Here is a 24,611-nt window from a genome sequence, read left to right on the forward strand (position 1 = left end):
CTCGCAGCGTGAAGCTTCAACTATCAGTTACGGACAGTGATGTCGGCCGGTTCCAGGCCAACAATGCTTTCGGGGGGTTGGGGGCATCATGCGAGAGGCAGCGGGCAGTGGCCCGCCGGCACACATAGCGGCCCGGGTGGCCCGTCCGCGACTGCCGCAGGGGGTGATCTGGCGGACCCGGCTGGCCGAGATGATCGACGTCGGCGCCCGCCACGCGGTGACGCTGATCTGTGCCGGGCCGGGCTGGGGCAAGACCGCGCTGGCCTCCGCGTGGGCCGGCGCCCGCTCGATGGGCGGCCCGATCGCCTGGATGTCCTGCGAGGCCGGGCACAACGATCCGTACGTGTTCTGGTCCGACCTGATCCTGGCCCTGCGCACCAGCGGCGCGGTCCGGCCCGGCACCCCGATCCCGGACCGCGGGCCGGTGCTCTCCGTCGACGCCCCGGCGTTCCTGCGCCGGCTCGGCTCCGGCCTGGCCACGATGCCGTCGCCGGTCGTGGTGATCCTGGACGACCTGCAGGAGATCCGGGACCCGCGGGTGCTGGACGGGCTCGGCGGCCTGATCCGGAACCCGCCGGAGCGGTTGCGCCTGGTGCTGATCAGCCGGGCCGAGCCGGACCTGCCGCTGCACCGGCTCCGGGCGGCCGGCGAGCTGACCGAGATCAAGGCCCACGACCTGGCCTTCCGGGTGGACGAGGCGGGCGAGCTGCTCGCCCTGCGCGGCCGCCGGCTGCCGGTGGACCGGCTGGCCGAGCTGGTCCGCGGCACCGAGGGCTGGGCCGCCGGGCTGCGCCTGGCGCTGGACGCGCCGGCCGGCGTCGGCCCGGACGAGGCGGCCGCCGACTACCTGGTCCGCGAGGTGCTGGCCGGGCAGCCCCCGGAGGTCCGCGAGTTCCTGCTCTGGACCAGCGTGCCGGACCGGGTCTCCGGCGCCCTGGCCGAGGCGCTGACCGGCCGGCGCAACGGCGAGCAGCTGCTGGCCGAGCTGGAGCGGGCGAACCTCTTCCTGGAACGGGTCGGTACGAACGGCTGGTTCCGTTACCACCGGCAGTTCCGTGCCGCGCTGCGCCGCCAGCTGCTCTTCGAGCAGAACGGCACGGTGTCCCGGCTGCACCTGCTGGCCGCCCAGTGGCACGCCCGGGTGGGCAACCCGCTGGCCGCGCTCAACCACGCCGCCACCGCCGGTGACTGGCAGCTGGTCGGCCGTCTGGTGGTCGACTACGGGATGCCGCTGTTCGGCTCCTCGGACCGCACCGACATCGCCGCGCTGCTCCAGCGGATCCCGGCCGAGCGCCTGGACGACAGCGCCGAGCTGGCCTTCTGCGCGGTGCTGCGGACCTACGCGCTCGGTGACGTGGCCGGCGTGGCCGGCCGGGTCGCGCACTGCCGGGCGATGCTGGCCGACCGGAGCGCCGAGGACCGCCGGGTGATCGGGCTGGCGCTGGACATGGTCGAGGCGGTCATCGTCTTCCGCTGGCGGGGGGACATGCCCCGGCTGGTGGACGCCTTCACCGAGGTGCTCGCCGAGCTGGGCCGGCTGCGCTGGGACCAGGTGCCGGCGATGCCGCAGTACCGGGCGCTCGCCCTGCTCAACAAGGGCATCGGGATGATCTGGACGGACCGGTTCGACCACGCCGACCGCTACCTGTGGGCGGCCGCCACCGGCGCCCGGGCGGCCGGGGTGCCGATCGTCGAGATCAGCGCGTTCGGCCACCTGGCGCTGCTCAGCGTGATCCAGGGCTCGATGGTGGAGGCCCGCGAGCACGTCGCCGCGGCGGTCGGGGTGGCCCGCCGGATCGACGCCGAGGACCGGGCGCCGGTCGCCGCGGCCCTGCTCGCCCAGGCGGTGATCGACCAGGAGCAGGGCCGGGAGGCGGAGGCCGAGGAGTCGCTGCGGCGCGCGCTGCACGCCTCGGGCGAGCAGCCGGAGGCGGCGCTGGCCGTGCTCACCGGCGTGATCCGGGCCTACCTGCTGATCGACCGCGGCGAGGCGAACTCGGCCCGGGCGCTGCTCGGCGTGGTGGCCGAGGAGGCCGGGCCGGGTCTGGTCGCGCCGATCCTGCAGCGGATCCTCGACGTCGCGCACAGCGAGATCGATCTGGCCCGCGGCCGGCCGAACGCGGTGCTCGACCGCTACGCCGGGCGGGCCGGGCTCTACCCGGCCGAGCAGCTGCGGGTGGCGCAGGCCTGGCAGGCGGCCGGTCTGCCGGCCCGGGCCGAAGAGCTGCTGGCCCGGGTCCGGGAGGGCACCGACCGGCTGGCCGCGGTCTCCGCCTGGCTGCTCACCGCGCTCGCGGCCGACGCGCAGGGCCGCGGGCAGCGGGCCGCCGACGCGATGGCCCGCGCGCTGGCCGGGGCCGAGCCGGAGCACCTCCGGCGGCCGTTCCGCCGCTTCGACGCGGACCGGGTGCTGGTGCTGGCCGAGCGGCAGCAGTGGCTGACCGAGTCGCCCGGCCCGTCCGGGGAGAGCGTGCTCGCCGAGATCACCGGCGAGATCCCGATCATCGGGGGGCCGGCGGCCGGTCCGCTCAGCGAGCGGGAGATCGACGTCCTGCAATATCTGCCGACCGTGCTGACCGCCGGCGAGATCGCCGAGAACCTCGGCATCTCGGTGAACACGGTCAAGGCGCACATGCGCTCGATCTATCGCAAGCTGGGCGCCGGGCGTCGCCGAGAGGCCGTGGTCACGGCTCGTCAGCTGGGGCTGCTGTGAGGAATTCCCGGCTGAGCAGGTTGCCGATGATCGCCGCCAGCAGCAGGCAGAAGGAGAGCACGTAAAGCCAGCCGATGTAGGTGAAGGCCAGCCCGATCGTGCCGTACCGGTCGGCGCTGGACTGCAGCGCCCGGGGCAGATAGATCGCCCCGGCGCCGCGCACCGCGATCATCAGCAGGCCGAAGACCAGACCACCGGCCAGCAGCGGGCCCTTCGGGGCCCGCCGGCCGAGCAGCAGCCAGGGCAACAGGACCGCCAGCGCGCAGTCCGCGACGAAGGCGACCAGCACCCCGGAGACGTGCGGGGCCGGCAGCAGCGAGGCCACCCAGCCCAGCACCCGGGCGAAGAGCAGGAACACCACCAGCACCACCACGGTGCCGATCTGCCGCCCGGACGCCGCCGCGCCGCCGGGCTTCTCCCGCACCGTCCACACCACCAGGTAGGAGCGGACCAGCGCCCGGCTCAGCCCGGTCGCCGAGAGCAGCACGATCAGGCAGCCGACCACGCCGAACGCGTTGCTGTGGCTGCCGCTGAGCGCCTGCTGCAGCAGCCGCTCGCTGGTGGCCGGCAGGTGCAGCACCTCGGCCAGCCGGGCCCGGTGACCGGCCCCGACCAGCGCCGCCAGCATGATCAGGAGCGGGAAGACCGAGGTGAACGACTGCGCCGCCAGGGTCATCGAGCGGTCGAAGATCTGCACCCGGACCAGTTCCCCGGCGCCGTCCAGCACCAGCCTGCCGACCCGCCCGCCGAGCCACAGCGCGGCCCGCGGCCGCAGCCAGGCCGGGATCCGCGACTCCCATCCGGTCGGTTCCGGCATGGCGACTCACCTCCGGTGGCTCACTGTCCGCGAGCCGCCGCCGGGCCACCCCATCCCACGGGAGTGAAAACCGCTTTCCGGTACGACCGGAGCGTCCCGCCGCCCGGGCCCGCCCCGCCGCCCGGCCGTCCGGCCGTCCCTTCCCTCCGTCGGTCGTTCCGCCGTTCACCCCGCCGGAGTGAGGTGGCGACGCCGGCCGGCCGGGACGCTGAGGCGATGCGGGTCAGGGAGCTTCTCGTCACCATCGGGCTCGGGACCGTCGTCGTCGGGGTGACCATCGCCGTGCTCCCCGGGATCAGCGCCGACGACGGCTGGTCGGTGCTGGCCGTGGCGATCCTGGTCGGCGCGCTCGGCGCGGTGGTCCGGCCGATCGTGGTGCGGCTGCTCTCCGCCCTCGGCTGGATCGGCGTGGTGGCCGGCTGGCTGGTCTGCCAGGCGCTGGTGGTGTGGGCCGCGCTGCTGCTGGCGCCGGGGGTGCACGTGACCGAGTTCTGGGCCGCCTTCGTGGCCGCCTGGCTCGGCGGGGCGCTGATGAGCGTGGGTCTCTGGGTGGTCACGGCGGGACAGGACGGCGCGGTCACCCAGCATCTGCTCCGGGTCAACCGGCGGTTCCGCGAACAGGTGCCGCGGACCGAGACGCCGGGCGTGCTGTTCCTGCAGATCGACGGGCTCTCCGCGCCGCTCGCCCGGTGGGCGATCGACGCCGGCAACCTGCCCACCCTGGGCCGCTGGCTGGCCGGCGGCAGCCACGCGCTGGTCGAGTGGCACGCGCAGCTGCCGGCCACCACCCCGGCCAGCCAGGCCGGCCTGCTGCACGGGGCGAGCGCCCAGGTGCCGGCCTTCCGGTGGTACGAGAAGGACACCGGCCGGCTGGTCGTCACCAACCACCCGCAGGACGCCGCGCTGGTGGAGAGCCGCTGCTCGGACGGGCAGGGGCTGCTGGCCGACGGCGGGGTGAGCGTCAGCAACGTGTTCTCCGGCGACGCTCCGACCTCGCTGCTGACGATGAGCACCGCCCGGCGCGGCAACGCCCCGGCGCACTACGTCAGCTCGTTCCTGCTCGACCCGTTCGGCCTGACCCGCTCGCTGGTGCTGACCGTCGGGGAGATCGTCAAGGAGCTGCACCAGGCTCGCCGGCAGCGGCTCCGCCGGGTCCAGCCGCGGATGCGCCGCACCTGGTCGTACGTGCTGCTGCGGGGCGCCACCAACGTGATGCTGCGGCACCTGAACCTGGCCGTGCTGGCCGAGCAGATGATGCGCGGGGCGCCGTCGGTCTACTGCGACTTCGTCGACTACGACGAGATCGCGCACCACGCCGGGCCGGCCCGGCCGGAGTCGCTGGCCTCGCTGGAGGGGATCGACGCGGCGCTGGCCACGCTGGAGGAGGTCGCCGCGGCGGCGCCCCGGCCGTACCGGTTCGTGGTGCTCTCCGATCACGGCCAGAGTCAGGGCGCGACGTTCCGCCAGCGGTACGGGATCCGGCTGGAGGACCTGCTCGCCGAGCTGACCACGACCCGCGACGTGGTGGTGGCGGAGGAGGACGAGCAGGGCGGGCGGGCGCGGAATCTGCGGGCCGGCGTCGGGGGCGCCGCGCGGCGTGCGCCGCGGCGTACCGGGAAGCCGGAACCGGAAGGGACAGCGGACCGGGCCGAGCTGGTGGTCGCGGCGTCGGGAAATCTGGCGCTGGTCTATTTCGCGCGGCGACCGGGGCGGGTCACCCTCGAAGAGATCACCGAGTGGCACCCGGAGCTGCTGCCGGGCCTGACCAGCCACCCTGGGGTCGGCTGGGTGCTGGTCCGCTCGGAGCGGGAGGGGCCGATCGTGCTCGGTCGTGACGGGCGCCGCTGGCTCGACGACGACCACGTCATGGGGGTCGATCCGCTGCTCGGGTTCGGGCCGCACGCGGCCGACGACCTGCGCCGGCACGACCGCCTCGCGCACACCGGCGACCTGGTGGTGAACAGCCTGTGGGACCCGGTCAGCCAGGAGGTCGCCGCCTTCGAGGAGCTGATCGGCTGCCACGGCGGGCTGGGCGGCCAGCAGAACCGGCCGGTGCTGATCCACCCGCGGGACTGGGCCGCGCCCGGCGAGCTGATCGGCGCCGACGACGTCTACCGGTACCTGAGCGGGTGCCTGAAGAAGCTCGCCCCACCGGGGTGAACCGCACACTGAGAAGGAGTCGCGATGTGTCGCTGGCTGGCGTATTCGGGCACCCCGATCCGCCTGGAAGAGCTGCTCTACAAACCACGGTATTCGCTGATCGACCAGAGCATGCACTCCCGCCAGGGGGTGGAGACCACCAACGGCGACGGCTTCGGGGTCGGCTGGTACCCGGTGGACGGCCCGGCCGAGCCGGCGCTGTTCCGTGGCGTCGGGCCGGCCTGGAGCGACGCCAACCTGCGCGAGATCGCCCGGTCCACGGTGTCGCCGCTGTTCCTGGCGCACATCCGGGCCAGCACCGGCACCGCGGTGCAGCAGACCAACTGCCACCCGTTCCGGCACGAGAACTGGCTCTGGCTGCACAACGGCTCGATCCGGGAGTTCGCCAAGCTCAAGCGTGACCTGGTGCTGGCCGTCGACCCGCGGCTCTACGCGTCGCTGGCCGGTTCCACCGACTCCGAGGTGATGTTCCACCTGGCGCTGACCTTCGGGCTGCGGGACCGGCCGGTGGCCGCGGTGGAGCGGATGGCCGGGCTGGTCGAGGCGGTCGGCCGCGCGCACAACGTGGACAATCCGCTGCAGATGACGGTGGCCACCACCGACGGGGACCGGGTCTGGGCCTTCCGCTACTCCAGCGAGGGGCACAGCCGGTCGCTGTACTACAGCACCGAGACCACCGCGCTGCAGCGGCTCTACCCGGACAACGCCCGGCTGCAGCAGCTCTCCGAGGAGTCCCGGCTGGTCGTCTCCGAGCCGCTCGCCGATCTCGAGGGCGCCTGGCAGCCGGTGCCGGAGTCCAGCTACGGGGTGATCCAGAAGGGCGCCGACGAGCTGGGCCGCTTCGAGCCGGCCGCGCCCTGAGCCGGGACCGCCATGCCCCGCGCGCTGCCGCCCGGCGAGTCGGTCGTGATCATGACCGATGGCGAAGGTCGTTCCTCCCGGTGAGTGTCGTCGCCGCACTCACCGCGCCGGCCCGGCTCGGACCGCGTCCCGCCGGGCCGGCGCCATGCTGACCATCGCGCACCTGTCCGACCTGCACCTCGGTGCGCACGAGCCGGACTCGGTGCCGGCCCTGCTGGCCGACGTGACGGCTGCCGCGCCGGTGCTCACCGTGGTCACCGGGGACTGGACGATGCGCGCCCGGCCCCGGGAGTTCGCGCTGGCCAAGGCGGTGCTGGACGCGCTGCCGCAGCCGGTGCTGACGGTCACCGGCAATCACGACCTGCCGCTGCTCAGCCCGCTGCGGCTGGCCGAGCCGTACGAACGTTACCGGGCCTGGATCCACCGTGACCTGGACCCGGCCGTCCGCCTCCCCGGACTGGTCGGCCTGGGCCTGCAGTCGATGCCGCGGTGGCGCTGGAAGGACGGGCTGATCACCGGCCGGCACGTGGACCGGATCGCCGAGGTCTTCGGGTCCGCCGCGGAGAGCGACGTCAAACTGATCGCGCTGCACCACCCGCCGATCGGGGTGAGCCTGGCCGGCCGGGGCCGGTTGCTGCGGGCGGCCCGGGCGGCCGGCGTCGACCTGGTGCTCGCCGGGCACACCCACGTCCCGGACGTCCGCCGGATCGACGGCGCCGCGGTGGTGGTGGCGGGCACCGCGACCAGCCACCGGACCCGGGGCACGGCGCGCTCCTGGAGCCTGATCCGGGTGGACGCCGAGGCGATCACCGTCACCGAGCGGTACTCCGGGGAGCGCGGCTGGGAGACCGGCCGGATCATGACGCTGCTCCGCTCCCTCCGACCGGTCTGACCCGGGCCGATCCGCGCGTCGCGGTCCCACGGGCTGGGCGTGAGGGGTGCCTCAAGGGACTTGAGGCACCCCTCACGCCCAGCCGAACACCGCGAGGCGCGGTGCGGTCCGGGTCGATGCGCGCGTCGCGGGGTGGGTGGGCTGGGCCTCAGGGGTGTCTCAAGTCCCTTGAGACACCCCTGAGGCCCAGCCCACCAAGCCGGAGGCTCAGTGCAGCAGGGTCTTGAGGATGACCAGGGCGGCGCCGAAGGAGCCGGCGACCAGGGTGGACACCACGCGCTCGCCGGTGGTGAGCCGGCCGCCTCCGCCGACCCGCCAGCCGGCCAGGCAGAGCAGCAGCGTGCTGACCGCCAGCGAGGCGATCTCGGCGGTGACCAGTTGGGCGCCGGTCAGCCGGACCGCGATCAGGGTGAGCAGCGGCAGCACCGAGGCGGTGACCATCTCCCAGCCGCTGGTGAGCTGCTCGCGCACGATGTGCCAGGCGGGGCGGTGGCCCTCGTGGATCCGCTCGGCCACGATCCGCGCGTAACGTTCCGCGGCCCAGTAGACGACCAGCGTGATCAGCACGGCCAGGACGTCCCGCCAGGCGGTCAGCGCGTGGCTGGCGACCAGGACGGCCGCGCCGACGATGATGCCGTAGATGCCGGATGCCGTGGCTTCCGCGGACTCGTGGGTGAGGCGGATTCGGGTGCCGGTCATGGGGACAGCGTGGCCGCAACCGCGCCGGGCGGCCCTCACCCAGGCGGGGTGAATCGCCGTGACCCAGGCCGGCGGGGTGGATCGCCGGGACCGGGGCCGGCGGGGTGGATCGCGGTGACCGGGGCCGGGTGAATCACCCGTGGCGAATGGCGACGGGTGCGGTTCGCCACTCAGATCATGAAGGCCCCGGTGCGCCGATGTGCGTCGTCGGCACAGGTTCCCGGGTGATGCTCGGGAGACCTGCGAGGAGCGCGGGGGAGAGGGAGCTGCCACATGATCGGGCGTCGGGTCGCGCGCCGGTTCGGCTGGGAACGCAACGTGCTGCGCCGTACCACCGACCGGGTCGAGAGTCTCATGGTGTTCGTGCTGGTCTTCTCGTTCCTGGCCGGGGCGCCGCTGCTGGCCTGGTGGGCCGGCGAGGCCAGTTACCGGCAGGACCTGCGGGCTCAGCAGTGGGAGCGCAAGCACATCTTCCAGGTCGACGCGGTGCTGGTCGAGGACACCTCGACGACCCTGGCGGAGGGCGCCCGGACGGCTTCCCCGCAGGCCGCCAAGGCCACCTGGACGGCGCCGGACGGGTCGGCGCGCAGCGGGGTGGTGCAGACCGGCGTGGACGCGAAGACCGGCGCCCGGATCCCGGTCTGGGTGGACGACAGCGGGACGCTGCGGATGCCGCCGGCCAGCCGCAACCCCACCTCGCAGGCGGTCCTGGTGGGCGCCGCGGTGACGCTGAGCCTGTGCGCCGCCCTGGTCGGGCTGCACCGGATCGGCCGCGGGATGCTGGACCGGCGCCGGGACCGGGCCTGGGGCCGGGAGTGGATGGAGGTCGGCCCGCGCTGGAGCCGGGACAGCCGCTGGGGTGGCCGGTACTGACCGCCGTACCGGAAAGCGGGGTTGACGTGCCCGGTGTTGCCGCGCCGGGTCATGCGCCGGGGAGGATGCCCGGAGCTGCCGCTGCGGGCAGCGTTCGCCGAGAGGAAGCGTAGTGACGGCGGACGACTGAAGGCGGTGCCGCGATGGTGGAACAGACCAGGACCGGGCGTTTCTCGCCGGCGCTCAGACGGGCGCTGATCCCGTTCGCGCTGGCGCAGTTCATCTGCAGCTTCGCCGGGTCGAACATGAACGTGATGATCAACGACATCAGCCAGGACCTGAACACCACGGTGGCCGGCGTCCAGCTGGCCATCACGATCTTCCTGCTGGTGATGGCCGCGCTGATGATCCCGGGCGGCAAGCTGACCGACCGGATCGGCCGGAAACGGTGCCTCACCATCGGCCTGCTGGTCTACGGGGTGGGCGCGCTGATCAGCGCGGTCTCGCCCGGCCTGGGCATCCTGATCCTGGGCAACTCGATCCTGGAGGGCATCGGCACCGCGATGCTGATCCCGCCGGTCTACATCCTGACCACGCTGCTGTTCACCGACCTGACCTCGCGGGCCCGGGCGTTCGGGATGATCAGCGCGCTGGGCGGGATCGGCGCGGCGACCGGCCCGCTGATCGGTGGCTTCATCTCCACCGCGATCAGCTGGCGGGCCGCGTTCCTGTTCCAGGCCGCGATGGTCCTGCTGATCGCGGTGCTCAGCCGCCGCTGGGTGACGGACCCGCTGCCGGCCGACCCGACCCGGCCGACCGACCCGCTCGGCGCGGTGCTCTCCGCGCTCGGCCTGGTGCTGGTGGTCTCCGGCATCCTGGCCGCGGACGACAACGTCGGGGTGATGCTCGGGCTGCTGGTCGCCGGCGCGGCCGTGCTCGCCGGGTTCTTCGCGCACGTGCGGTCCAGGGAACGGGCCGGCAAGGAGCCGCTGCTGTCCACCAAGCTGTTCCACAACCGCACCTCCAACCTCGGCATGATCACGCAGAGCGCCCAGTGGCTGATGCTGATGGGCACGTCCTTCGTGGTGTCCGCCTATCTGCAGGTGGTGCGGGGGTACAACGCGATCGAGACGGGCGTGGTGTTCACCGCGACCACGGCCGGTCTGCTGATCTCCTCGCTGGCCGCGGAACGGTTCGCCAAGCGGCGCGCGCAGCGGACGCTGATCCTGGCCGGCTTCGTGATCACCGTGGTGGGCGTGGTGCTGCTGCTCACCCTGGTGGTGATCTCCAAGTCGGTGTGGATGTTCGTGCCCGGCCTGTTCGTGATCGGTTTCGGACTGGGCGGCATGCTCACCCCGTCGGTGAACGTGGTCCAGTCGGCGTTCGGCGAGGACCTGCAGGGCGAGATCTCCGGGTTGTCCCGCAGCGTCTCGAACCTGGGGTCGGCGCTGGGCGGCGCGGTGGCCGGGACGATCCTGGTGGCCGGGATCGGCTCGCGGCCCGGGTCGGCCTACAGCATCGCCATGGTGGCGGTCGCGCTGGCCGGCTTCATCGGTCTGGCGGCGGCGTTCTACCTGCCTCGGCAAAACGCTCCTGCTCCCGCTTGAGCAGCTCGACGGCGCGCCGGTCGGCGGCCGTCGGCCGGGACGGGTCCAGGGCCCGGGGCCAGAGCCGGGCCCACCGGACGGCGGCCACCTCGGCGGCCAGCACCAGGGCGTTGCTGAGCAGGTAGAGCAGCGTGAAAATGCCGGCCACGGTGGCGAACCCGCCGTAGACCAGGCCGGCGCCGCGGATCAGCCGGGGCAGCAGCGCGGCGCCGAGTTCCAGCATCAGGGTCACCGCGCCGGCGCCGAGCAGCAGGGCCGGCCAGAGCGCCCGCAGCGGCGCCGGCCGGTCCAGCAGCAGCCGGGTGAGCAGCCACAACACCAGGAACGCGGCGACGAAGGCGGCGGCCGCGGGCAGCAGCGCGGTGGCCACGATCCCGGCCAGCAGAACGGCCAGGGCGCCCAGGACGCGCAGGTACCGGGAGAGGTAGCCGGGCCGGTTCCGCCAGGGCACGGCCGCCACGTGGTTGAGCGTGAAGTAGGCGGAGAGCACCACACCGGCCGCGGTGTAGGCGAGGCCCAGGACGCCGACGATCCACGCCGCGTGCGAGGTGGGCAGGCTCGCCACCGCGGCGTCCACCTCGGGGCGCAGCGAGACCGGCACGAACCCGTCGATGATCCGCTGGCGCAGCTCCGGGCGGTTCCGCAGGGCCTCGGTCACGATGGTGACGGCGAGCAGCAGCACCGGGAACAGGCTGAGGAACCCGTAGTAGGTGATCAGCGCGGCCTCCCTGGGGCCGCCGTCGTCGAGGTACTTGCAGACGACGGCGTACCCGAAACCGGGCACCCGCCGCCGTCGCTGCCAATCGTCGAGCCGGCGGATCACCGGCCGTACGCGTCGGCGACCTCGCCGCCGTGCGCCACGACCGCCCAGGCGATCAGCGTGGCCAGCGCGATCGCGATCACCGACCAGGCCGGGTGCACCGCGATGAACGCGAAGTTGACCAGCGCGGCCAGCAGCGCGATCCCGAGCGCCACGAACCGGGCCCAGGTCACCCCGCGGACCAGCCCGACCCCGGTGACCAGGGCGACCACCCCGAGCACCAGGTGCACCCAGGCGAGCGCGGTCAGCGGCACCGACAGCAGGTGCTCGGCCCGGGTGTCGGCGAGGACCTCCGGCTTGAGCAGGGCGACCAGGCCGATGGTCAGGTGCACCGCGCCGAGCAGCACCAGCAGGATGCCGCCGAACAGCACCCAGGCGACCCAGCCGCTGGCCCGGCTCTCCTCGATCTCCATGGCGTCCTCCTCAGCAGGTCGAGCCCATGGCGGTGTGCAGACTGTCGGCGCTGGTCCGGACCTCGGCGACCGAGCTGCGCACGGCGGCCAGCGTGGTCCGGTCCGGGTTGGCCCGGGCGGTCCGCAGGTCGTCGCCGAGCTGCTGGGCGGCCGCCTTCAGCGCCTCGGCCTGCGCCGCGAACTGCGCCTTGGCGTCCAGATAGAGCTGGCTCAGCTGGTCCTTGAGCTGGGTCAGGTACGGCTGCAGCGCCGACAGCCCGTTCTCCGAGACGTTGACGTTCTTGATGTGGCCGACGGTCACCTGCACCGCCTCCCAACTGTCACAGACCGGCGGCGTGGCCGCGGTGCCGGACGAGGACGAGCAGCCTGCCAGGCCGAGGAGCAGCACGAGAACGACGAGGATCCGCTTCATGGTGGTCAGCGTCCCGCGAGCGCCGGAGCCGGGGCCTCACCCGTGCCGGATGAGGCGCTACCCGGGCCGCCGAACAGAGGATCGGGGCAAAGGCAGGGATTCGAGAAGGAGCGACAAATGGCCATCGGACCCGTCCAGTTGATCGTGCTGGGTTTCCGGCACCCGGACTTCCACGGCGAGGTCATCGCCGAGCTGGAGCGGCTGCGGCAGAGCGACACGGTGCGCGTGATCGACGCGCTCGCCGTCTACAAGGACGCCCAGGGCGAGGTGGAGGTCGAGCACCTGAGCAACCTGACCAAGGATGAGGCCGTCGAGCTGGGCAGCAAGATCGGCGCGTTGATCGGCCTCGGCATCGAGGGCGAGGACGGGATGGTGGCGGGCGCCCGGCTGGGCGCGGCCGTGGCCGAGGAGGACGGCCAGGTCGCGGTCTTCGACGACCCGCAGGCCTGGGACGTCCTCGAGGACATCCCGAACGACAGCGCGGCCGCGTTGCTGCTGATCGAGCACCACTGGGCGGTGCCGCTGCGCGACGCGATCGCCCGGGCCGGCGGGTTCCGGCTGGCGGACGGGTTCATCAGCCCGCTCGACCTGATCGCCATCGGGCTGGTCAACGCGGAGGACGCCAAGATCCTGCACGACCTGGAGACCGCGGGTTCCTGAACGCCGCGTCGTCCGACACGGAGAGGAGACTGACATGTTCGGTTCACGGAGAGTCGCCCGGCGTACCGGCCGGCGCACCGCCCGACGGGTGACCCGGCGCGTCGACCGCCGCCGGTAGCGGCCGGTCCCGGCATGACGCCGAGGGGCCCGGAAACGACTCCGGTCGTTTCCGGGCCCCTCGGCGTCGGCTCTCAGGGGCCCACTGCCGCGGAGGCGGCGCCATGGGACACCGCCAGCCGCCGCAATCGTGTCCAGTCGAGTTGCGGGGGCGGCGTGGGGACGCCGGGCCGCTGGCGGGGGACCCGGACCCGGAGCGCGCCGGGCCGGATCTCGCAGCGCACCGGCGTCGGCAGGACCAGGGCCTCGCCGTCCACCCCGACCGGGACCTCGGGCAGGTCGGCGTCGATCACCGCCTCGTGCGCGGTCCGGACGGTCAGCGCCCGGGACCGCCCGCGCCGCCCGATCAGCCCGGCCGCGTCCAGTGCCCCGCGCACCGTCACCGCCAGCACGCCCAGCTCGCCGCGGTCCATCGCGGACCGCTGCCCGGAGTCCGTCCGGTACGCGTTGTTGCTGATCAGTACGGCCTGCGGCCCGGTCAGCGTGGTCCCGTCCACGGTCAGCTCCAGCGGCGACTGCCCGTCGAGCGCGGCCGGCAGCAGGTCCAGCGCGGTGCCGATCTTCGCGTCCCGGTACTCCGGGCTCTGCACCACGGCCGCGTAGGCCCCGAACGACGCGTTGTTGACGAACGTGCGGTCCCCGATCCGGCCCAGGTCGATCCGCACCTCCTCGCCGTCGGTGAGCGCGTCCAGGCAGGCCGCCGGGTTCTCCCGGTCCAGACCCAGATCCAGGGCGAAGTGGTTGCGGGTGCCCGCGGAGATCACCAGGAACGGGATGCCGTGCTCGGCGGCCACCCCGGCGACCAGCGCCTGCGTGCCGTCCCCGCCGGCCACCCCGAGCAGGTCGGCGCCGTCCCGGATCGCCTGCCGGGCCACCTCGGCCACGTCCACCGCCGGGCCGTCCAGCAGGAACACCTCGGCGCCCAGCTCCCGGGCGCGCTCGTCGAGCCGGAACCGGCCGACCTTCCCGCCCCCGGAGCGCGGATTCATGATCAGGAACGGTCGTCGCGGCGGCGGGGTGCGCAGCACCACCGGGCTCGCCGGCTCGGTGGCCAGCGCCCGCCGGCCGGCCGTCATCGCGGCGCTCCAGAGCAGGCCGAACACCAGCACCACCCAGATCAGGCTGGCGCGGGCGAAGAGCACCGCGACCACCACCGGGGTGAGCACCACGACCAGCCCGGCGGCCCAGCGGAGCACGCCGCGGTGGGTGAGGAAAAGCCAGGCGGCGGCCAGCGTCACCGCGCTGCCGACCACGCCGGTCAGCAGCAGCGCGAGGCTGCCGCGCAGGCCGGCGACCGCGAGGACCAGCACGGTGGCGGCGGCGGCCGCGACGAACGCGAGGCGGGCGAGCCAGCGACGCTCACGGTTGTCGATCACTTCGGCTCCTTTTCCGGTACGACGGACGCGGCTCCGCCCGGGTGACCGCGGGCGGGTGCTCCGGTCGTACGAAAGCCATGGCGATCGCAAGCGCCCGCGGCCCGGCGGCGAACCGCACTCCCTCTGCTGCCGACAGCCTCGCCGCAGCCTTTGCCTGCGGCCTCATTCCAGCGGGATGAGGTGCGGGGGCTCTCCCGGGTGAAGGGTCGGCAGGGAGCCGCGGCGCGCCGATCCGCGGGCCGATGAGGAGAGGAGATGGGCTGTGTCGACGTCATCAGCGGTCGGCAAGCGCTTGCGGCACCCGGCCGAGATGCCGTTCTACGTGTTCATGGTGGTGCTCAACCTGATCATCATCTGGGTGATCCTGCAGGCCGCGATCGCGCTGCCCTTCCTGCCCGACCGGGTGGTCGACTCGGGGTGGGGCGCCGCGATCCGCAGCGCCTTCTTCGGGCTGCTCCTCCTGGTGCCGGCTCTGGTGATCATCCGGGAGACGCAGCGCGCCGCGGTCCGCGGCACCGCGGTCGAACTGAACCCGCACCAGTACGGCGACCTGTACCGGACCGCCGACGACTTCGCGCACCGCCTCGGGCTGCCCCGCCGGCCGTCGCTCTACCTGGCCAACGGGAACGGCACGCTGAACGCCTTCGCGGCGCAGGCCACCGGGCACGACTACGTGGTGCTCGCCAACGAGCTCTTCGTGAACCTGCGGCAGAACAACCGCGAAGGGCTGCGGTTCATCCTCGGCCACGAGCTGGGCCACATCCGGCTGCACCACGTCTCGCTGTGGTACCAGCTCTCGGTCGCCTACTCGGAGCGGATCCCGGTGCTCGGCCCGACCCTGTCCCGGCTGCGGGAGTACTCCTGCGACCGGCACGGCGCCTTCCTGTGCCCGTCCGGCGCGTCCGGCCTGGTGCTGCTGGCCTCGGGGCGGCACACCGAGCACACCACCGACGTCGACCAGTTGTTGCGCCAGGGCAAGGCACTGCGCGGGTTCTGGGTGGAACTGGCGCAGCTGCCGCAGTCGCACCCGTTCACGGTGCGCCGCATCGAGCGGCTGTTCCGGCTCGGGCTGCTGAAACATACGCGGCCCTCGCCCGCGGCCGGCTCCGAACAGTTCGTGAAATAGGGGGCGAAGTGATGCCGGATGCGACCTACCAGGTCCGAGTCTCCGGGGTGATCCCGGAGGAGGTGCTCGCCGAACTACGTGACTTGACGGTGAGCGTCGAGCCGCCGGAGACCGTGTTGCACGGGAATCTGCCGGATCAGTCCGCGGTGGTCGGCCTGATCTCCCGGATCCACGGGCTCGGGCTGCGATTGATCGAGGTGCGCCGCCTACCGGCGGACGACGACCCGGCCGGATGAACCTCCGCTACGGGTACGGCCTGGTCCTGCTCCTGATCGTGAGCACGTACGTGCTGGCGCTCTCCGCGGAGCAGCGATGGCTGGTGACCCTGCTGCTGTTCGTGCAGACCGCGACGGTGTGGCAGTCGCTGCGGGTGGCCGGGGCGCACCGCGGGCTCCGGGTGGCCGGCGGGCTGGTCTTCCTGCTCGCCATCGTCACGGCCACGGTGAACGCGTTCAGCCAGGCGCGGACGTTGAGCGGGGTGGCCTTCTCCGCGGCCAGCGCGCTGTACCTGCTGGCGCCGATCGCCATCGTCCGGGACCTGGGGCGCCGGCACCGGGTGGACGGGCAGACGATGCTCGGGGCGCTGGCGGCGTACCTGCTGATCGGGATGGCCTTCGGGTTCGCCTACGGATGTGTCGCGGTCTTCCAGCCCGGTCCGCTCTTCGGCGCGCAGGGCGATCCGTCGCTGGCCGACGCGCTGTTCTTCAGCTTCGTCACGGTGACCACCACCGGCTACGGCAACTTCGTCCCGGCCGGCAACCCGGGCCAGACGATCGCCGTGATCGAGGCGCTGGTCGGGCAGCTCTTCCTGGTCACCGCGGTGGCCAAGGTGGTGGAGGCCTGGCGCCCCCGGAACTGGAAACGGGACTCATCCACCGGGGATGACGCGACCGAACGGGAGGTCCGGTGACGATATCGACGTCCATCTTCGTCTTTGTCCTGCTCCTGGCGCTCGCCGTCGGACGGGAGCGGCGCAAGCGCCGGGCCTTCGCCGAGGACGGTCCCACCTTCGAGTGCCGGATCCGGACCGTCGGCCGGCCCCCGGCGGGCTGGCGGCGCCTCCGCCGGCGCTGGTCCCGGTGGATGTGGGCGCGCTGGTCCGGTGAGGTGCTGGTGATCCGGCGCGGCCCGGTCCTGGACCGGACCGTCCGGCTGGCCGCGCAGGTCACCCCGAAAGGCGTCTACGTGCTGCCGCTCCGCGAGGGGCGCAAGTGCGGGCGCAACCCGATCGCGGTGCGGCTGCGCACCGCCGACGGCGAGGTGATCGAGGTGGCCGCGCACGCGGCGGCCCGCACCGAGCTGGTCGGCATGTACCTGGCCGCCGCGTTCAGCGACCTCCCTCGGGCGCCGCTCCGGCGCCCCGAGAACCTGAACTGAGAGGAATCGACATGGCAGACCTGCGGGATCAGGAGACCCCCTACCTTCCGCCGACGGCACATCGCGAACCCACGGCCTGGGTCGGCATGGTGGTCTTCGCCGGTGTCATGCTGCTGCTGATGGGCGGCTTCCAGGCCATCGAGGGCCTGGTCGCCATCTTCAAGGACGAGTACTACGTCGCCACCGAGTCCGGCCTGGTGCTGAACGTCGACTACACCGTCTGGGGCTGGACCCACCTGCTGCTCGGGGTGATCGCGGTGCTCGCCGGCATCGGGATCTTCCTCGGCCAGATGTGGGCCCGCGTGGTGGGCATCATCATCGCCGCGGTGAGCGCCCTGGCGAACCTGATGTTCCTGCCCGCCTACCCGGTCTGGTGCACCATCATGATCGCCACCGACGTCCTGATCATCTACGCCCTGTCGGTGCACGGCCGCGAGGTCCGGTACCGCTGATCACGGTGGGACCCGGCCGGTCGGCCGGGTCCCCCTCTTGCCTTGAGGGGGCATGAATGGGACGAAAAGCGGGTTGGCTGGCCCTGGTGGCCGGGGTGCTCGCCCTGGTGCTGGGCATCGTGGCGTTCGCCTGGCCGTCGGCGACACTGAAGGTGGTCGGGTTCCTGTTCGGACTGAATCTGCTGATCGTCGGCGTGATCCGGGTCCTGCAGTTCGTCTTCACCCCGGACTCGCCGGTGGCCGGCCGGGTGCTCGGGGTCATCTTCGGGGTGCTGGTCGGCCTGCTCGGCATCCTCTGCATGCGCAACCTGGCCGGATCGGTGACGTTGCTGCTGGTCATCGTGGCGCTGGGCTGGCTGCTGGAAGGGCTGGCGGAGATCTTCACCAGCATCGGGCACCGCGGCGAGGGCGTCGGCTGGCGGATCGGCCTGGGCGTCTTCGCGGTCCTGGCCGCGATCGCGGTCCTGGTCTGGCCGGGCCTGGGCCTGGCCACGTTCGTCTTCATCGGCGCCACGACGCTCTGCTTCGTCGGCATCGGCGGCATCATCACCGGCATCGCCGGCCTGCGCTCCAGGGATCCGGTGGCGGTGTGATTCACGGCGTAGAGGAGTCCGGGTGCCCCGGGCTCCTCTACGCCTTTCCGTGGCGAACTCCGGAGATCAATTTCAAGATCCTCGTTGACGCGGGTCCGCCGGGGTGCGGATCGCATGCTCCCGCGCGGGGCAGGGGTCGGTGATCAGGACGCTGGCGCGTCCAGAACGATCACCGACCCCCTTCGATGTCCGCGGTTGGTCACCGAAACCCCGTCGTCCGCCCGGCCTCGTCGCCCGCCCGCTTCGGCCAGGCCGCAAACCGTGGGGTCGCGTCGTGGCCGACGTGGGCCGCGGCCTCGCGGTTTCCCCCGGCGGACCCGCACGACACGCGCCGTGGCCGTAAGCGGGCCGCAGCCTCGCGGGCCGGCTCGCACAGCGCTGCGAGTCGTACCAGAAAGCCATCCGCAAGAATGTCAGCGGCATCGCGGCAGCGGGGATGGTCCTCGACCAGAGAACGAAGGGCCCGGCGCCTTCCTCCAGCGCCGGGCCCGGTTCCGCGGGGTTACTTGGTGTATCGCTGCAGGAAGAGCGCCTCCGCGAGGGCCAGGTTGGCGATCTCGGTGGGGTCGACGCTCTCGTTCGGGGCGTGGATGAGGGCGAGTGGCTCCTCGACGCCCATCAGGACGATTTCCGCGTCCGGGTAGGTGTCGGCGAAGACGTTGGCCAGGGGGATGGAGCCGCCCTGGCCGAGACTGGTCATCTCCCGGCCGTAGGCGTCCCGCATCGCCCCGGCCAGCGCCCGGTAGGCCGGGCCGCCGGTGCGGGCCTCGAAGGGCTGCCCCAGCGCCTCCTTGACGACCTCCACCCGCACTCCCCACGGCGCCGCCGCGTGCAGGTGCGCGATCAGCGCGTCCTGCGCCTTGACCGCGTCCGTGCCGGGCGGCACCCGGAGGTTGAGCCGGGCCCGGGCGCGCGGCTGGATGGCGGCCGCCGAGCCGATCACCGGCGGGCAGTCGAGGCCGAGCACGGTGACCGCCGGCCTCGCCCAGATCATGTCCGAGACCGATCCGTCGCCGAGCAGGCCGACGCCGTCCTGGAGGCCGGCGTCCGCCCGGAACTGCTCGGTCGGGTACGGCGCGCCGGTCCAGGTCTGGTCGTGGGTGAGCCCGGCGATCGTGGTGTTCCCGGCCCGGTCCCGCAGCGTGGACAGGATCTGGATGAGCGCCGCGAGGGCGTCCGGGGCGGCCCCGCCGAACATGCCGGAGTGCAGCTCCCCGTCCAGGGCCGAGACGGTGACCACCACGTTGACCAGGCCGCGCAGCGTCACCGTGGTGGCCGGCTGGCCCACCGCCGCGTTGCCGGTGTCGCAGACCAGGATCGCGTCGGCGCGCAGCAGCTCCGGGTTGCCGACGACGAAGTCCTCCAGCCCGCCGGTGCCCTGTTCCTCGGAACCCTCGACGATGAGTTTCAGGTTGACCGGGACGCCGGCGTCGCCGAGGGCCCGGAGCGCGGTCAGGTGCATGACGATGTTGCCCTTGCAGTCGGCGGCGCCCCGGCCGTACCAGCGCCCGTTCGCTTCGGTGAGCTGGAACGGCGGGGTCCGCCAGGCGTCGTCGTCGAGCGGTGGCTGCACGTCGTAGTGCGCGTAGAGCAGCACGGTCGGGGCGTCCGGGCGGTTCGCCGCCCGCTGCCCGTAGACCGCCTTGCTGCCGTCGCTGGTCTCGTGCAGGCCCAGGTCGGTGAAGCCGACCTCGGCGAACCGGTCCACCACCCAGGTAGCCGCCCGTTCGCACTCCTCCGGCGGGAACTGCCGCGGGTCGGCCACCGAGCGGATCGCCACCAGGTCGGCCAGGTCGGCCCGGGCCCGGGGCATCAGCTCGCTGATGTTGGCTCGCAGGTCCACGCCGTCACACCTCGGCCTTCTTGACGTTGTCGATGATCTCCTGGAACGACTCGATGTACTGCGGGCAGTACACCTTGATGATCAGCAGCTGGCCGGTCAGGATGCGGCTGTCCACGATGACCGGACGCTGGCCGGGGCCGGCCGCGCCGTTCGTGATCATCCCGTAGAGGACGCCGCGCCGGAGCGCGTCGCCCGGGTCGTAGCAGATCGCGCCGCCGTCGTCGCCGAGCACCCGGGCGATCTGTTCGGTGGACGGCACCCGCAGCCCGGCCGCACCCAGCTCGGACTGCAGCTGCTCGGCCTTCGCGGTGGCCTGCTCGGTCTCCTTCTTGCCGTGGTAGCGGACCAGCCCGACCCCGGCGAGCAGGACGAACAGGATCCCGCTGACCAGGTAGACGAGGAACCGTTTCTCGCTCATGCCGGCACCTCCTCCTCGGCCGACGCGGTCTTCCAGGACGGTTTCCGGGCCCGGTAGAACAGGTAGGGCACCAGCAGGCCCAGCCCGAGCGCGCCGCCCGCGACGATCGCCAGGTAGGTCCAGACGCTGCCGCCGCCGAACTGCGACGACGGGACGAAGCCGATCAGCAGGGCGGCCAGCGAGGCGGCGAAACCGACCCCGCACAGGGCGGTCAGCATCGGGGCCCGGTAGCCGCGCGGGTGGTCCGGCTGGTTGCGGCGCAGGCGTACCGCGGCCACGAACATCAGCAGGTACATGATCAGGTAGACCTGGGTGGTGATCACCGAGAAGATCCAGTACACACTGGACACGTCCGGGATGAACGCGTAGGCCAGCGCGATCACGGTGGTGACCAGGCCCTGGACCACCAGGATGTTCTGCTGCACGCCGTTCTTGTTCAATTTCTGCAGGTACGGCGGCAGGTACCCCTCGGTCCGCGAGATCAGCAGCAGGCCGCGGGACGGCCCGGCCAGCCAGGTGAGCATGCCACCCAGCGACGCGGCCACCAGCATCACGCCGAGGATCGGGGTGAGCCACTGCGAGTCGAAGGCGGCGAACACCGCGTCGAACGCCTGCATCACGCCGGCGGTCAGGGACAGCTCGTCGGCCGGCACGATCCAGCTGATCGCCAGGGCCGGCAGGATGAAGATCAGCAGCACCAGGCCCATGGCCAGGAACATCGCCCGCGGGAACTCCTTGCCCGGCTGGCGCAGCGAGGAGACGTGCACCGCGTTCATCTCCATGCCCGAGTAGGACAGGAAGTTGTTCACGATCAGCACCAGGCTGGACAGCCCGGCCCAGGCCGGGAGCAGGTGGTCGGCGGTCATCGGAGCGGCCGACTCGTTGCCCTGGCCGAGGAAGGCGATGCCGAGCACCACCAGCAGCACGCCGGGGATCAGCGTGCCGATGATCAGTCCGCCGCTGGCCAGGCCGGCGACGCCCTTGGTGCCGCGGGACGACACCCAGACACCGGTCCAGTAACAGACCATGATCACGATGGCGGTCCACAGGCCGCTGGAGGCCAGGTCCGGGTTGATCACATAGGCCAGCGTGCTGGCCACGAAACCGAGCAGGCTCGGGTAGTAGAAGATGGTCATCGCGAACTGGCACCAGACCGCGAGGAAGCCCATCGGCTTGGACAGGCCCTGGCTGACCCAGTTGTAGACGCCGCCGTTCCAGCCGGACGCCAGCTCCGCGGAGACCAGCGCGGTCGGCAGCAGGAAGACGATGGCCGGCACGATGTAGAGGAAAATGCTGGCGAGGCCGTAGACCGCCATGGTCGGCGCCGGGCGAAGGCTGGCCACCGAGCTGGTGGTCATCAGTGCCAGTGCCACCCAGGAGATGTAGGACACCGCGCGCGCGGACTTCGGCGGCGAAGTCGCCTGGTTTTCCGCCTCAGCGCTCACGCTGACTCCCTTCGGATAGGTGTGATCCCGGCGGAATCATCGGCGTGCCTGGATGCGGATCGCCTCATCCCTGGAGAACGGTTCGGATCGAGGCGTCCGCCGAACCACGAGGCGGCCAGCGCCGACCCGCAGCCGAGCAGTTCCAGCAGGAAGAGGCCGGGATCGACGGTGCGGTCGCCGGTGCGCACCCGGATCATCGCGAGCACCGCGAAGAGGAACAGCACCCCCAGGTCGGCGAGCAGGATCGCGGCCCGCGGGCGGCCGATCACCGCGGCGAGGACGCCGCCGGCCAGACCGGCGAGCACATTCCAGTACGCCAGGGTGCCCACCATCGACGGCGCCCCGGCCAGGGTGGCCAGGTCCAGGATGGCCGCGACCAGGAAGAGGCCGAGCGGGAACATGAGCAGCGCCGGCTCCACCGGGTTACGTCTCCGCATATCCCCCGACGGTCCGGGTTCCGGCGGCCGGGAGCGTCACCCCGTACGGATGAACCGTCCGACCGTTGCCGCGCCGACCAGCATCCCGACCGCGATCGCGACCAGCAGCGAGACCATGTCGGCGAGTCCGGTGACGCCCTGGATCGGGTCGCCGCCGATCCAGCTCTCCAGCCCGCGCAGCCCGTGCGAACCCGGGGTGAGCACGTAGAACGCGCCCAGGTAGAGGACGTAGGCGGGAGGCATGCCGGGCCGCCGGCCGAGCAGCAGCGCGGTCGCCATCATCACCACCGCGCCCAGGAAGGTGCCGGCCGGGTCGCCCAGCGAGCGGGTGCCCACCTCGGTCACCGCAGCGGTGAGCAGGACCAGGCCGAGCGCCCACGGGAAGTCCCGCGGGGCCATCGAGAAGGTCAGCATCACCCCGGCGGCGAACAGCACCCAGCCGCCCCACACGGCCACCGGGCCCAGATTGCCCGGGACGGTCACGTCGTACAGGGCGCTCTGCGGCACCTGGAGCAGCACCGTCGCCATCAGTGCGCCGAACGCCAGGATGAGGAGCACCACCATGCTGTAGACCAGCCGGGCGGCGCCCGCGGTCATCCGGTTCACCGCCAGCTCCAGGGCGGCCGCGGTGATCGCGTCGCCGGGGATGAAGTAGAACAGCGCCGGGACGATCAGCTGGATCGGGCCGCCGGCGATCAGGTCGTGCTGGTGCAGGGTCAGCACCACCGCGGTGACCAGCAGCGAGGCGAGGAACGGCTCGATCAGCACCAGCCCGCGGCGCCGGCCGCCGGCCACCACCAGCAGGCCGATCAGCAGGCCGGTCAGCGCCGAGACGCCGACCTGCTGCCAGGTGGCCTGGACCGAGATCCCGAAGCCGACGGTGAACGCGACCAGGCCGAGCACCTGCCAGGGCCTCGACCAGCGGCCCGGCAGCCGGCGGATCGCGTGGAGCTGGTCCGTCGCGTCCGAAGCGGACAGACCGCCGCTGTACACCCTGCTCAGCAGCGCTTTGATCAGGGAAACTCGGTGCAACGGCGGCACCCCGGGCTCCCGGGCGAAGGACAGCGTGCGCTCGCCGACGGTGAGCACCGCCGCGTCGGCCAGGAAGGTCACCTCCACGGTGTGCCCGTACGCGGCGGCGACGTCCCGGACGATCGCCTCGCACCGCATCGTCCCCTCGAAGCTGGACGCCAGCAGCATCCCGGTGAGCGGCCCGAGGAACTGGAGCAGCTCCCTCTCGGTGGTGGTCATCGGGTCATCGCCCGGACCAGCGGGTGCCCGCACAGCACGCCGAGCGCGATCGAGACCATCGTGCCGACCGAGCCGATCAGGTCCTGGATCCCGCGGACCGTGTCCTGCCCGAGGTACTCGGTCACCCCGATCAGGGTGAGCGCGCCCGGCACCAGCAACCAGAACCCGGGCAGGAAACAGACCAGCGCCGGTGGCCCGGACGGCCGGCGTTCCACCAGGTAGGCGACCACGGTCAGGGCGAGCGCGCCGACGAACCCGCTCAGGTAGCCGCCGAGCACCAGGTTGCCGAGGAACTGCGCGGCGAATCCGGAGTAGAGCACCAGCAGCAGCCACCAGAACGACCGCCGCGGCCCGGCGTGCAGCAGGTAGTTGCCGATCCCGACGATCAGGACCCCGGCCCAGGGCGCCCACCAGCCGACCGTGTTCGCCGCGACGTCGGTGGGCGCGGCCGGCGCCGGCACCCCGGCGACATGCGCCGCGCCGATGATGCCGAAGGCCAGCAGCAGCAACTGCAGGGCGCCGGCCACCAGGCGGCTGGAGCCGGTGATCATCTCGTACGCGGACAGCTCCACCACGCCCATGGTCAGCATCGCGCCGGGCAGGAAGGTCACCAGCGGGGCCACCATGGCGCGCAGGTCGGCCTCCGCCCATCCGCTGCCGGCCAGCCAGAAGGTCACCGCGGAGACCGCGAACGCGGCGATCACCGGCATGATCATCTGGGCGCTGGCCCATCGGGCGCCGACCAGCCGGAGGATCCCGACCAGCACCCCGAAGACCGCGGACAGCGCGATGTCACCCCAGGTCGGCGCCAGGATCAGGCAGATACCGACGATCAGCACGGCGTGCCCGGTGACCCGGGTGGCCGGGCCGAACCGGGGCGGCATCTCCACCGCGGCGAGCACCTGACGGCTGCCCAGCGCGGGCGGCAGCTTGCCCTGCTGCGCCGCCCGGAGCAGGTCGAACACCGCGGCGGTCTGGTCCAGCCGGAGCCCGCCGCGCAGCTGCCGGGTCGGTTCCAGGGTGGCCGGCCGGCCCGGTTCCAGCGCCACCACGAGATAGGTCGGCAGCACGCTGACCCGGGCCTGCGGGGCGCCGTAGACGGCCGCCACCTTGAGCAGGTGCTCCTCGATCTGGTTGACCGCCTCGCCGGCGGCGGTGAGCGCGCTGCCCAGGAAGAGCAGGAACTGCTGGAGGTCCTGTTCGTCCGCCGGAGCGAGCGACATGGTCGACTCGGCCATGGGCTCCGAAGGTAGGCGGTGCGCGGGCCCAGCGATTCATCCGGCGCGAGCGATGCCGGTCCGCGGCGCCG

Annotated in this window: 25 protein-coding genes; 13 read left to right on the top strand and 12 right to left on the bottom strand. The window is 72.6% G+C overall.

The window, feature by feature from the left end; genetic code table 11:
* The first annotated feature begins 136 nt into the window (after positions 1-136).
* Entirely contained in the window at positions 137-2,713 is a 2,577-nt protein-coding gene (locus tag BJY16_RS18000) for a winged helix-turn-helix domain-containing protein (protein WP_239177526.1), read from the top strand.
* Here the strand turns inward: BJY16_RS18000 and BJY16_RS18005 are convergent.
* Positions 2,685-3,530: a YhjD/YihY/BrkB family envelope integrity protein gene (locus BJY16_RS18005; protein ID WP_185040567.1), complete on the bottom strand. Its 846-nt coding sequence runs from the start codon at positions 3,528-3,530 to the stop codon at positions 2,685-2,687. The genes BJY16_RS18000 and BJY16_RS18005 overlap by 29 nt on opposite strands.
* Before the next feature lie 216 nt (positions 3,531-3,746).
* Between BJY16_RS18005 and BJY16_RS18010 the strand changes: the two genes are divergently transcribed.
* The 3 genes from BJY16_RS18010 to BJY16_RS18020 all read left to right on the top strand — a co-directional run bounded on the left by BJY16_RS18010 (position 3,747) and on the right by BJY16_RS18020 (position 7,443).
* A complete protein-coding gene (locus BJY16_RS18010) occupies positions 3,747-5,690 on the top strand; it encodes a phage holin family protein (RefSeq protein WP_185040568.1) in 1,944 nt (647 codons plus the stop codon).
* A 24-nt stretch (positions 5,691-5,714) separates the two neighbouring features.
* Positions 5,715-6,551 (top strand): class II glutamine amidotransferase, encoded by an 837-nt coding sequence (locus tag BJY16_RS18015; protein WP_185040569.1) that lies wholly within the window; start codon positions 5,715-5,717, stop codon positions 6,549-6,551.
* A 145-nt stretch (positions 6,552-6,696) separates the two neighbouring features.
* Positions 6,697-7,443, top strand: a complete 747-nt coding sequence (locus BJY16_RS18020; protein ID WP_185046519.1) for a metallophosphoesterase family protein — start codon at positions 6,697-6,699, stop codon at positions 7,441-7,443.
* Positions 7,444-7,650: 207 nt separating this feature from the next.
* Here the strand turns inward: BJY16_RS18020 and BJY16_RS18025 are convergent, their stop codons facing one another.
* Complete coding sequence (locus tag BJY16_RS18025; RefSeq protein WP_185040570.1) at positions 7,651-8,142, bottom strand: hypothetical protein; 492 nt, start codon at positions 8,140-8,142, stop codon at positions 7,651-7,653.
* Between the two features lie 273 nt (positions 8,143-8,415).
* On the opposite strand from BJY16_RS18025, the gene BJY16_RS18030 reads away from it, so the two are divergent.
* Together BJY16_RS18030 and BJY16_RS18035 are read left to right on the top strand one after the other, a co-directional pair.
* Positions 8,416-9,015: an Rv1733c family protein gene (locus BJY16_RS18030; protein ID WP_185040571.1), complete on the top strand. Its 600-nt coding sequence runs from the start codon at positions 8,416-8,418 to the stop codon at positions 9,013-9,015.
* Positions 9,016-9,158: 143 nt separating this feature from the next.
* Positions 9,159-10,562: an MFS transporter gene (locus BJY16_RS18035; RefSeq protein ID WP_185040572.1), complete on the top strand. Its 1,404-nt coding sequence runs from the start codon at positions 9,159-9,161 to the stop codon at positions 10,560-10,562.
* Here the strand turns inward: BJY16_RS18035 and BJY16_RS18040 are convergent.
* The 3 genes from BJY16_RS18040 to BJY16_RS18050 are packed head-to-tail and all read right to left on the bottom strand — an operon-like array spanning position 10,504 to position 12,207.
* A complete protein-coding gene (locus BJY16_RS18040) occupies positions 10,504-11,385 on the bottom strand; it encodes a YihY/virulence factor BrkB family protein (protein ID WP_239177528.1) in 882 nt (293 codons plus the stop codon). The genes BJY16_RS18035 and BJY16_RS18040 overlap by 59 nt on opposite strands.
* Positions 11,382-11,795: a DUF7144 family membrane protein gene (locus tag BJY16_RS18045; protein ID WP_185040573.1), complete on the bottom strand. Its 414-nt coding sequence runs from the start codon at positions 11,793-11,795 to the stop codon at positions 11,382-11,384. The genes BJY16_RS18040 and BJY16_RS18045 overlap by 4 nt, the downstream gene beginning before the upstream one ends.
* 10 nt (positions 11,796-11,805) lie before the next feature.
* Positions 11,806-12,207, bottom strand: coding sequence for a lipoprotein (locus BJY16_RS18050; RefSeq protein WP_185040574.1), 402 nt, complete (start codon positions 12,205-12,207; stop codon positions 11,806-11,808).
* 117 nt (positions 12,208-12,324) lie between these two features.
* Here BJY16_RS18050 and BJY16_RS18055 point away from each other — a divergent pair, with 117 nt between their 5' ends.
* On the top strand, positions 12,325-12,867 hold the full coding sequence (locus BJY16_RS18055) for a hypothetical protein (protein ID WP_185040575.1): 543 nt from the start codon (positions 12,325-12,327) through the stop codon (positions 12,865-12,867).
* Positions 12,868-13,058: 191 nt separating this feature from the next.
* Here the strand turns inward: BJY16_RS18055 and BJY16_RS18060 are convergent, their stop codons facing one another.
* Positions 13,059-14,360, bottom strand: coding sequence for a diacylglycerol/lipid kinase family protein (locus tag BJY16_RS18060; protein WP_185040576.1), 1,302 nt, complete (start codon positions 14,358-14,360; stop codon positions 13,059-13,061).
* A gap of 262 nt (positions 14,361-14,622) precedes the next feature.
* On the opposite strand from BJY16_RS18060, the gene BJY16_RS18065 reads away from it, so the two are divergent.
* Genes BJY16_RS18065 through BJY16_RS18090 form a run of 6 tightly spaced genes read left to right on the top strand, consistent with a single transcriptional unit; the run spans position 14,623 to position 17,908 of the window.
* The gene (locus BJY16_RS18065) at positions 14,623-15,486 is read left to right on the top strand and encodes a M48 family metallopeptidase (protein ID WP_239177530.1); all 864 of its coding nucleotides are present in this window, start codon (positions 14,623-14,625) and stop codon (positions 15,484-15,486) included.
* Between the two features lie 11 nt (positions 15,487-15,497).
* Positions 15,498-15,722, top strand: coding sequence for a DUF8691 family protein (locus BJY16_RS18070; RefSeq protein ID WP_185040577.1), 225 nt, complete (start codon positions 15,498-15,500; stop codon positions 15,720-15,722).
* Positions 15,719-16,396, top strand: a complete 678-nt coding sequence (locus BJY16_RS18075; protein ID WP_185040578.1) for a potassium channel family protein — start codon at positions 15,719-15,721, stop codon at positions 16,394-16,396. Before BJY16_RS18070 ends, BJY16_RS18075 begins: the two co-directional genes overlap by 4 nt.
* The gene (locus tag BJY16_RS18080) at positions 16,393-16,863 is read left to right on the top strand and encodes a hypothetical protein (protein ID WP_185040579.1); all 471 of its coding nucleotides are present in this window, start codon (positions 16,393-16,395) and stop codon (positions 16,861-16,863) included. The genes BJY16_RS18075 and BJY16_RS18080 overlap by 4 nt, the downstream gene beginning before the upstream one ends.
* A gap of 11 nt (positions 16,864-16,874) precedes the next feature.
* Positions 16,875-17,315 (top strand): DUF7144 family membrane protein, encoded by a 441-nt coding sequence (locus BJY16_RS18085; protein ID WP_185040580.1) that lies wholly within the window; start codon positions 16,875-16,877, stop codon positions 17,313-17,315.
* Positions 17,316-17,371: 56 nt separating this feature from the next.
* Positions 17,372-17,908, top strand: coding sequence for an HdeD family acid-resistance protein (locus BJY16_RS18090; protein ID WP_185040581.1), 537 nt, complete (start codon positions 17,372-17,374; stop codon positions 17,906-17,908).
* Between the two features lie 502 nt (positions 17,909-18,410).
* Here the strand turns inward: BJY16_RS18090 and BJY16_RS18095 are convergent.
* Genes BJY16_RS18095 through BJY16_RS18120 form a run of 6 tightly spaced genes read right to left on the bottom strand, consistent with a single transcriptional unit; the run spans position 18,411 to position 24,540 of the window.
* A complete protein-coding gene (locus tag BJY16_RS18095; protein WP_185040582.1) occupies positions 18,411-19,751 on the bottom strand; it encodes a dipeptidase in 1,341 nt (446 codons plus the stop codon).
* Between the two features lie 4 nt (positions 19,752-19,755).
* Positions 19,756-20,169: a hypothetical protein gene (locus tag BJY16_RS18100; RefSeq protein WP_185040583.1), complete on the bottom strand. Its 414-nt coding sequence runs from the start codon at positions 20,167-20,169 to the stop codon at positions 19,756-19,758.
* Positions 20,166-21,614: a glutamate/gamma-aminobutyrate antiporter GadC gene (gadC, locus tag BJY16_RS18105; RefSeq protein WP_185040584.1), complete on the bottom strand. Its 1,449-nt coding sequence runs from the start codon at positions 21,612-21,614 to the stop codon at positions 20,166-20,168. Before gadC ends, BJY16_RS18100 begins: the two co-directional genes overlap by 4 nt.
* Entirely contained in the window at positions 21,611-22,051 is a 441-nt protein-coding gene (locus tag BJY16_RS18110; RefSeq protein ID WP_185040585.1) for a DUF2231 domain-containing protein, read from the bottom strand. The genes gadC and BJY16_RS18110 overlap by 4 nt, the downstream gene beginning before the upstream one ends.
* A 36-nt stretch (positions 22,052-22,087) precedes the next feature.
* Positions 22,088-23,302, bottom strand: a complete 1,215-nt coding sequence (locus BJY16_RS18115) for a threonine/serine exporter family protein (protein WP_185040586.1) — start codon at positions 23,300-23,302, stop codon at positions 22,088-22,090.
* Positions 23,299-24,540: a threonine/serine exporter family protein gene (locus BJY16_RS18120; protein ID WP_239177532.1), complete on the bottom strand. Its 1,242-nt coding sequence runs from the start codon at positions 24,538-24,540 to the stop codon at positions 23,299-23,301. The genes BJY16_RS18115 and BJY16_RS18120 overlap by 4 nt, the downstream gene beginning before the upstream one ends.
* Between the last annotated feature and the right edge of the window lie 71 nt (positions 24,541-24,611).

Origin of the sequence: Actinoplanes octamycinicus, from assembly GCF_014205225.1 — a bacterium.
GTDB classification, from domain to species: domain Bacteria; phylum Actinomycetota; class Actinomycetes; order Mycobacteriales; family Micromonosporaceae; genus Actinoplanes; species Actinoplanes octamycinicus.

Coding starts and splice junctions, on each gene's coding strand:
- BJY16_RS18005 (WP_185040567.1), bottom strand. CDS start 3,530: ATGCCGGAACCGACCGGATGGGAGTCGCGGATCCCGGCCTGGCTGCGG.
- BJY16_RS18010 (WP_185040568.1), top strand. CDS start 3,747: ATGCGGGTCAGGGAGCTTCTCGTCACCATCGGGCTCGGGACCGTCGTC.
- BJY16_RS18015 (WP_185040569.1), top strand. CDS start 5,715: ATGTGTCGCTGGCTGGCGTATTCGGGCACCCCGATCCGCCTGGAAGAG.
- BJY16_RS18020 (WP_185046519.1), top strand. CDS start 6,697: ATGCTGACCATCGCGCACCTGTCCGACCTGCACCTCGGTGCGCACGAG.
- BJY16_RS18025 (WP_185040570.1), bottom strand. CDS start 8,142: ATGACCGGCACCCGAATCCGCCTCACCCACGAGTCCGCGGAAGCCACG.
- BJY16_RS18030 (WP_185040571.1), top strand. CDS start 8,416: ATGATCGGGCGTCGGGTCGCGCGCCGGTTCGGCTGGGAACGCAACGTG.
- BJY16_RS18035 (WP_185040572.1), top strand. CDS start 9,159: ATGGTGGAACAGACCAGGACCGGGCGTTTCTCGCCGGCGCTCAGACGG.
- BJY16_RS18045 (WP_185040573.1), bottom strand. CDS start 11,795: ATGGAGATCGAGGAGAGCCGGGCCAGCGGCTGGGTCGCCTGGGTGCTG.
- BJY16_RS18050 (WP_185040574.1), bottom strand. CDS start 12,207: ATGAAGCGGATCCTCGTCGTTCTCGTGCTGCTCCTCGGCCTGGCAGGC.
- BJY16_RS18055 (WP_185040575.1), top strand. CDS start 12,325: ATGGCCATCGGACCCGTCCAGTTGATCGTGCTGGGTTTCCGGCACCCG.
- BJY16_RS18070 (WP_185040577.1), top strand. CDS start 15,498: ATGCCGGATGCGACCTACCAGGTCCGAGTCTCCGGGGTGATCCCGGAG.
- BJY16_RS18075 (WP_185040578.1), top strand. CDS start 15,719: ATGAACCTCCGCTACGGGTACGGCCTGGTCCTGCTCCTGATCGTGAGC.
- BJY16_RS18085 (WP_185040580.1), top strand. CDS start 16,875: ATGGCAGACCTGCGGGATCAGGAGACCCCCTACCTTCCGCCGACGGCA.
- BJY16_RS18090 (WP_185040581.1), top strand. CDS start 17,372: ATGGGACGAAAAGCGGGTTGGCTGGCCCTGGTGGCCGGGGTGCTCGCC.
- BJY16_RS18100 (WP_185040583.1), bottom strand. CDS start 20,169: ATGAGCGAGAAACGGTTCCTCGTCTACCTGGTCAGCGGGATCCTGTTC.
- BJY16_RS18110 (WP_185040585.1), bottom strand. CDS start 22,051: ATGCGGAGACGTAACCCGGTGGAGCCGGCGCTGCTCATGTTCCCGCTC.
- BJY16_RS18115 (WP_185040586.1), bottom strand. CDS start 23,302: ATGACCACCACCGAGAGGGAGCTGCTCCAGTTCCTCGGGCCGCTCACC.
- BJY16_RS18120 (WP_239177532.1), bottom strand. CDS start 24,540: ATGGCCGAGTCGACCATGTCGCTCGCTCCGGCGGACGAACAGGACCTC.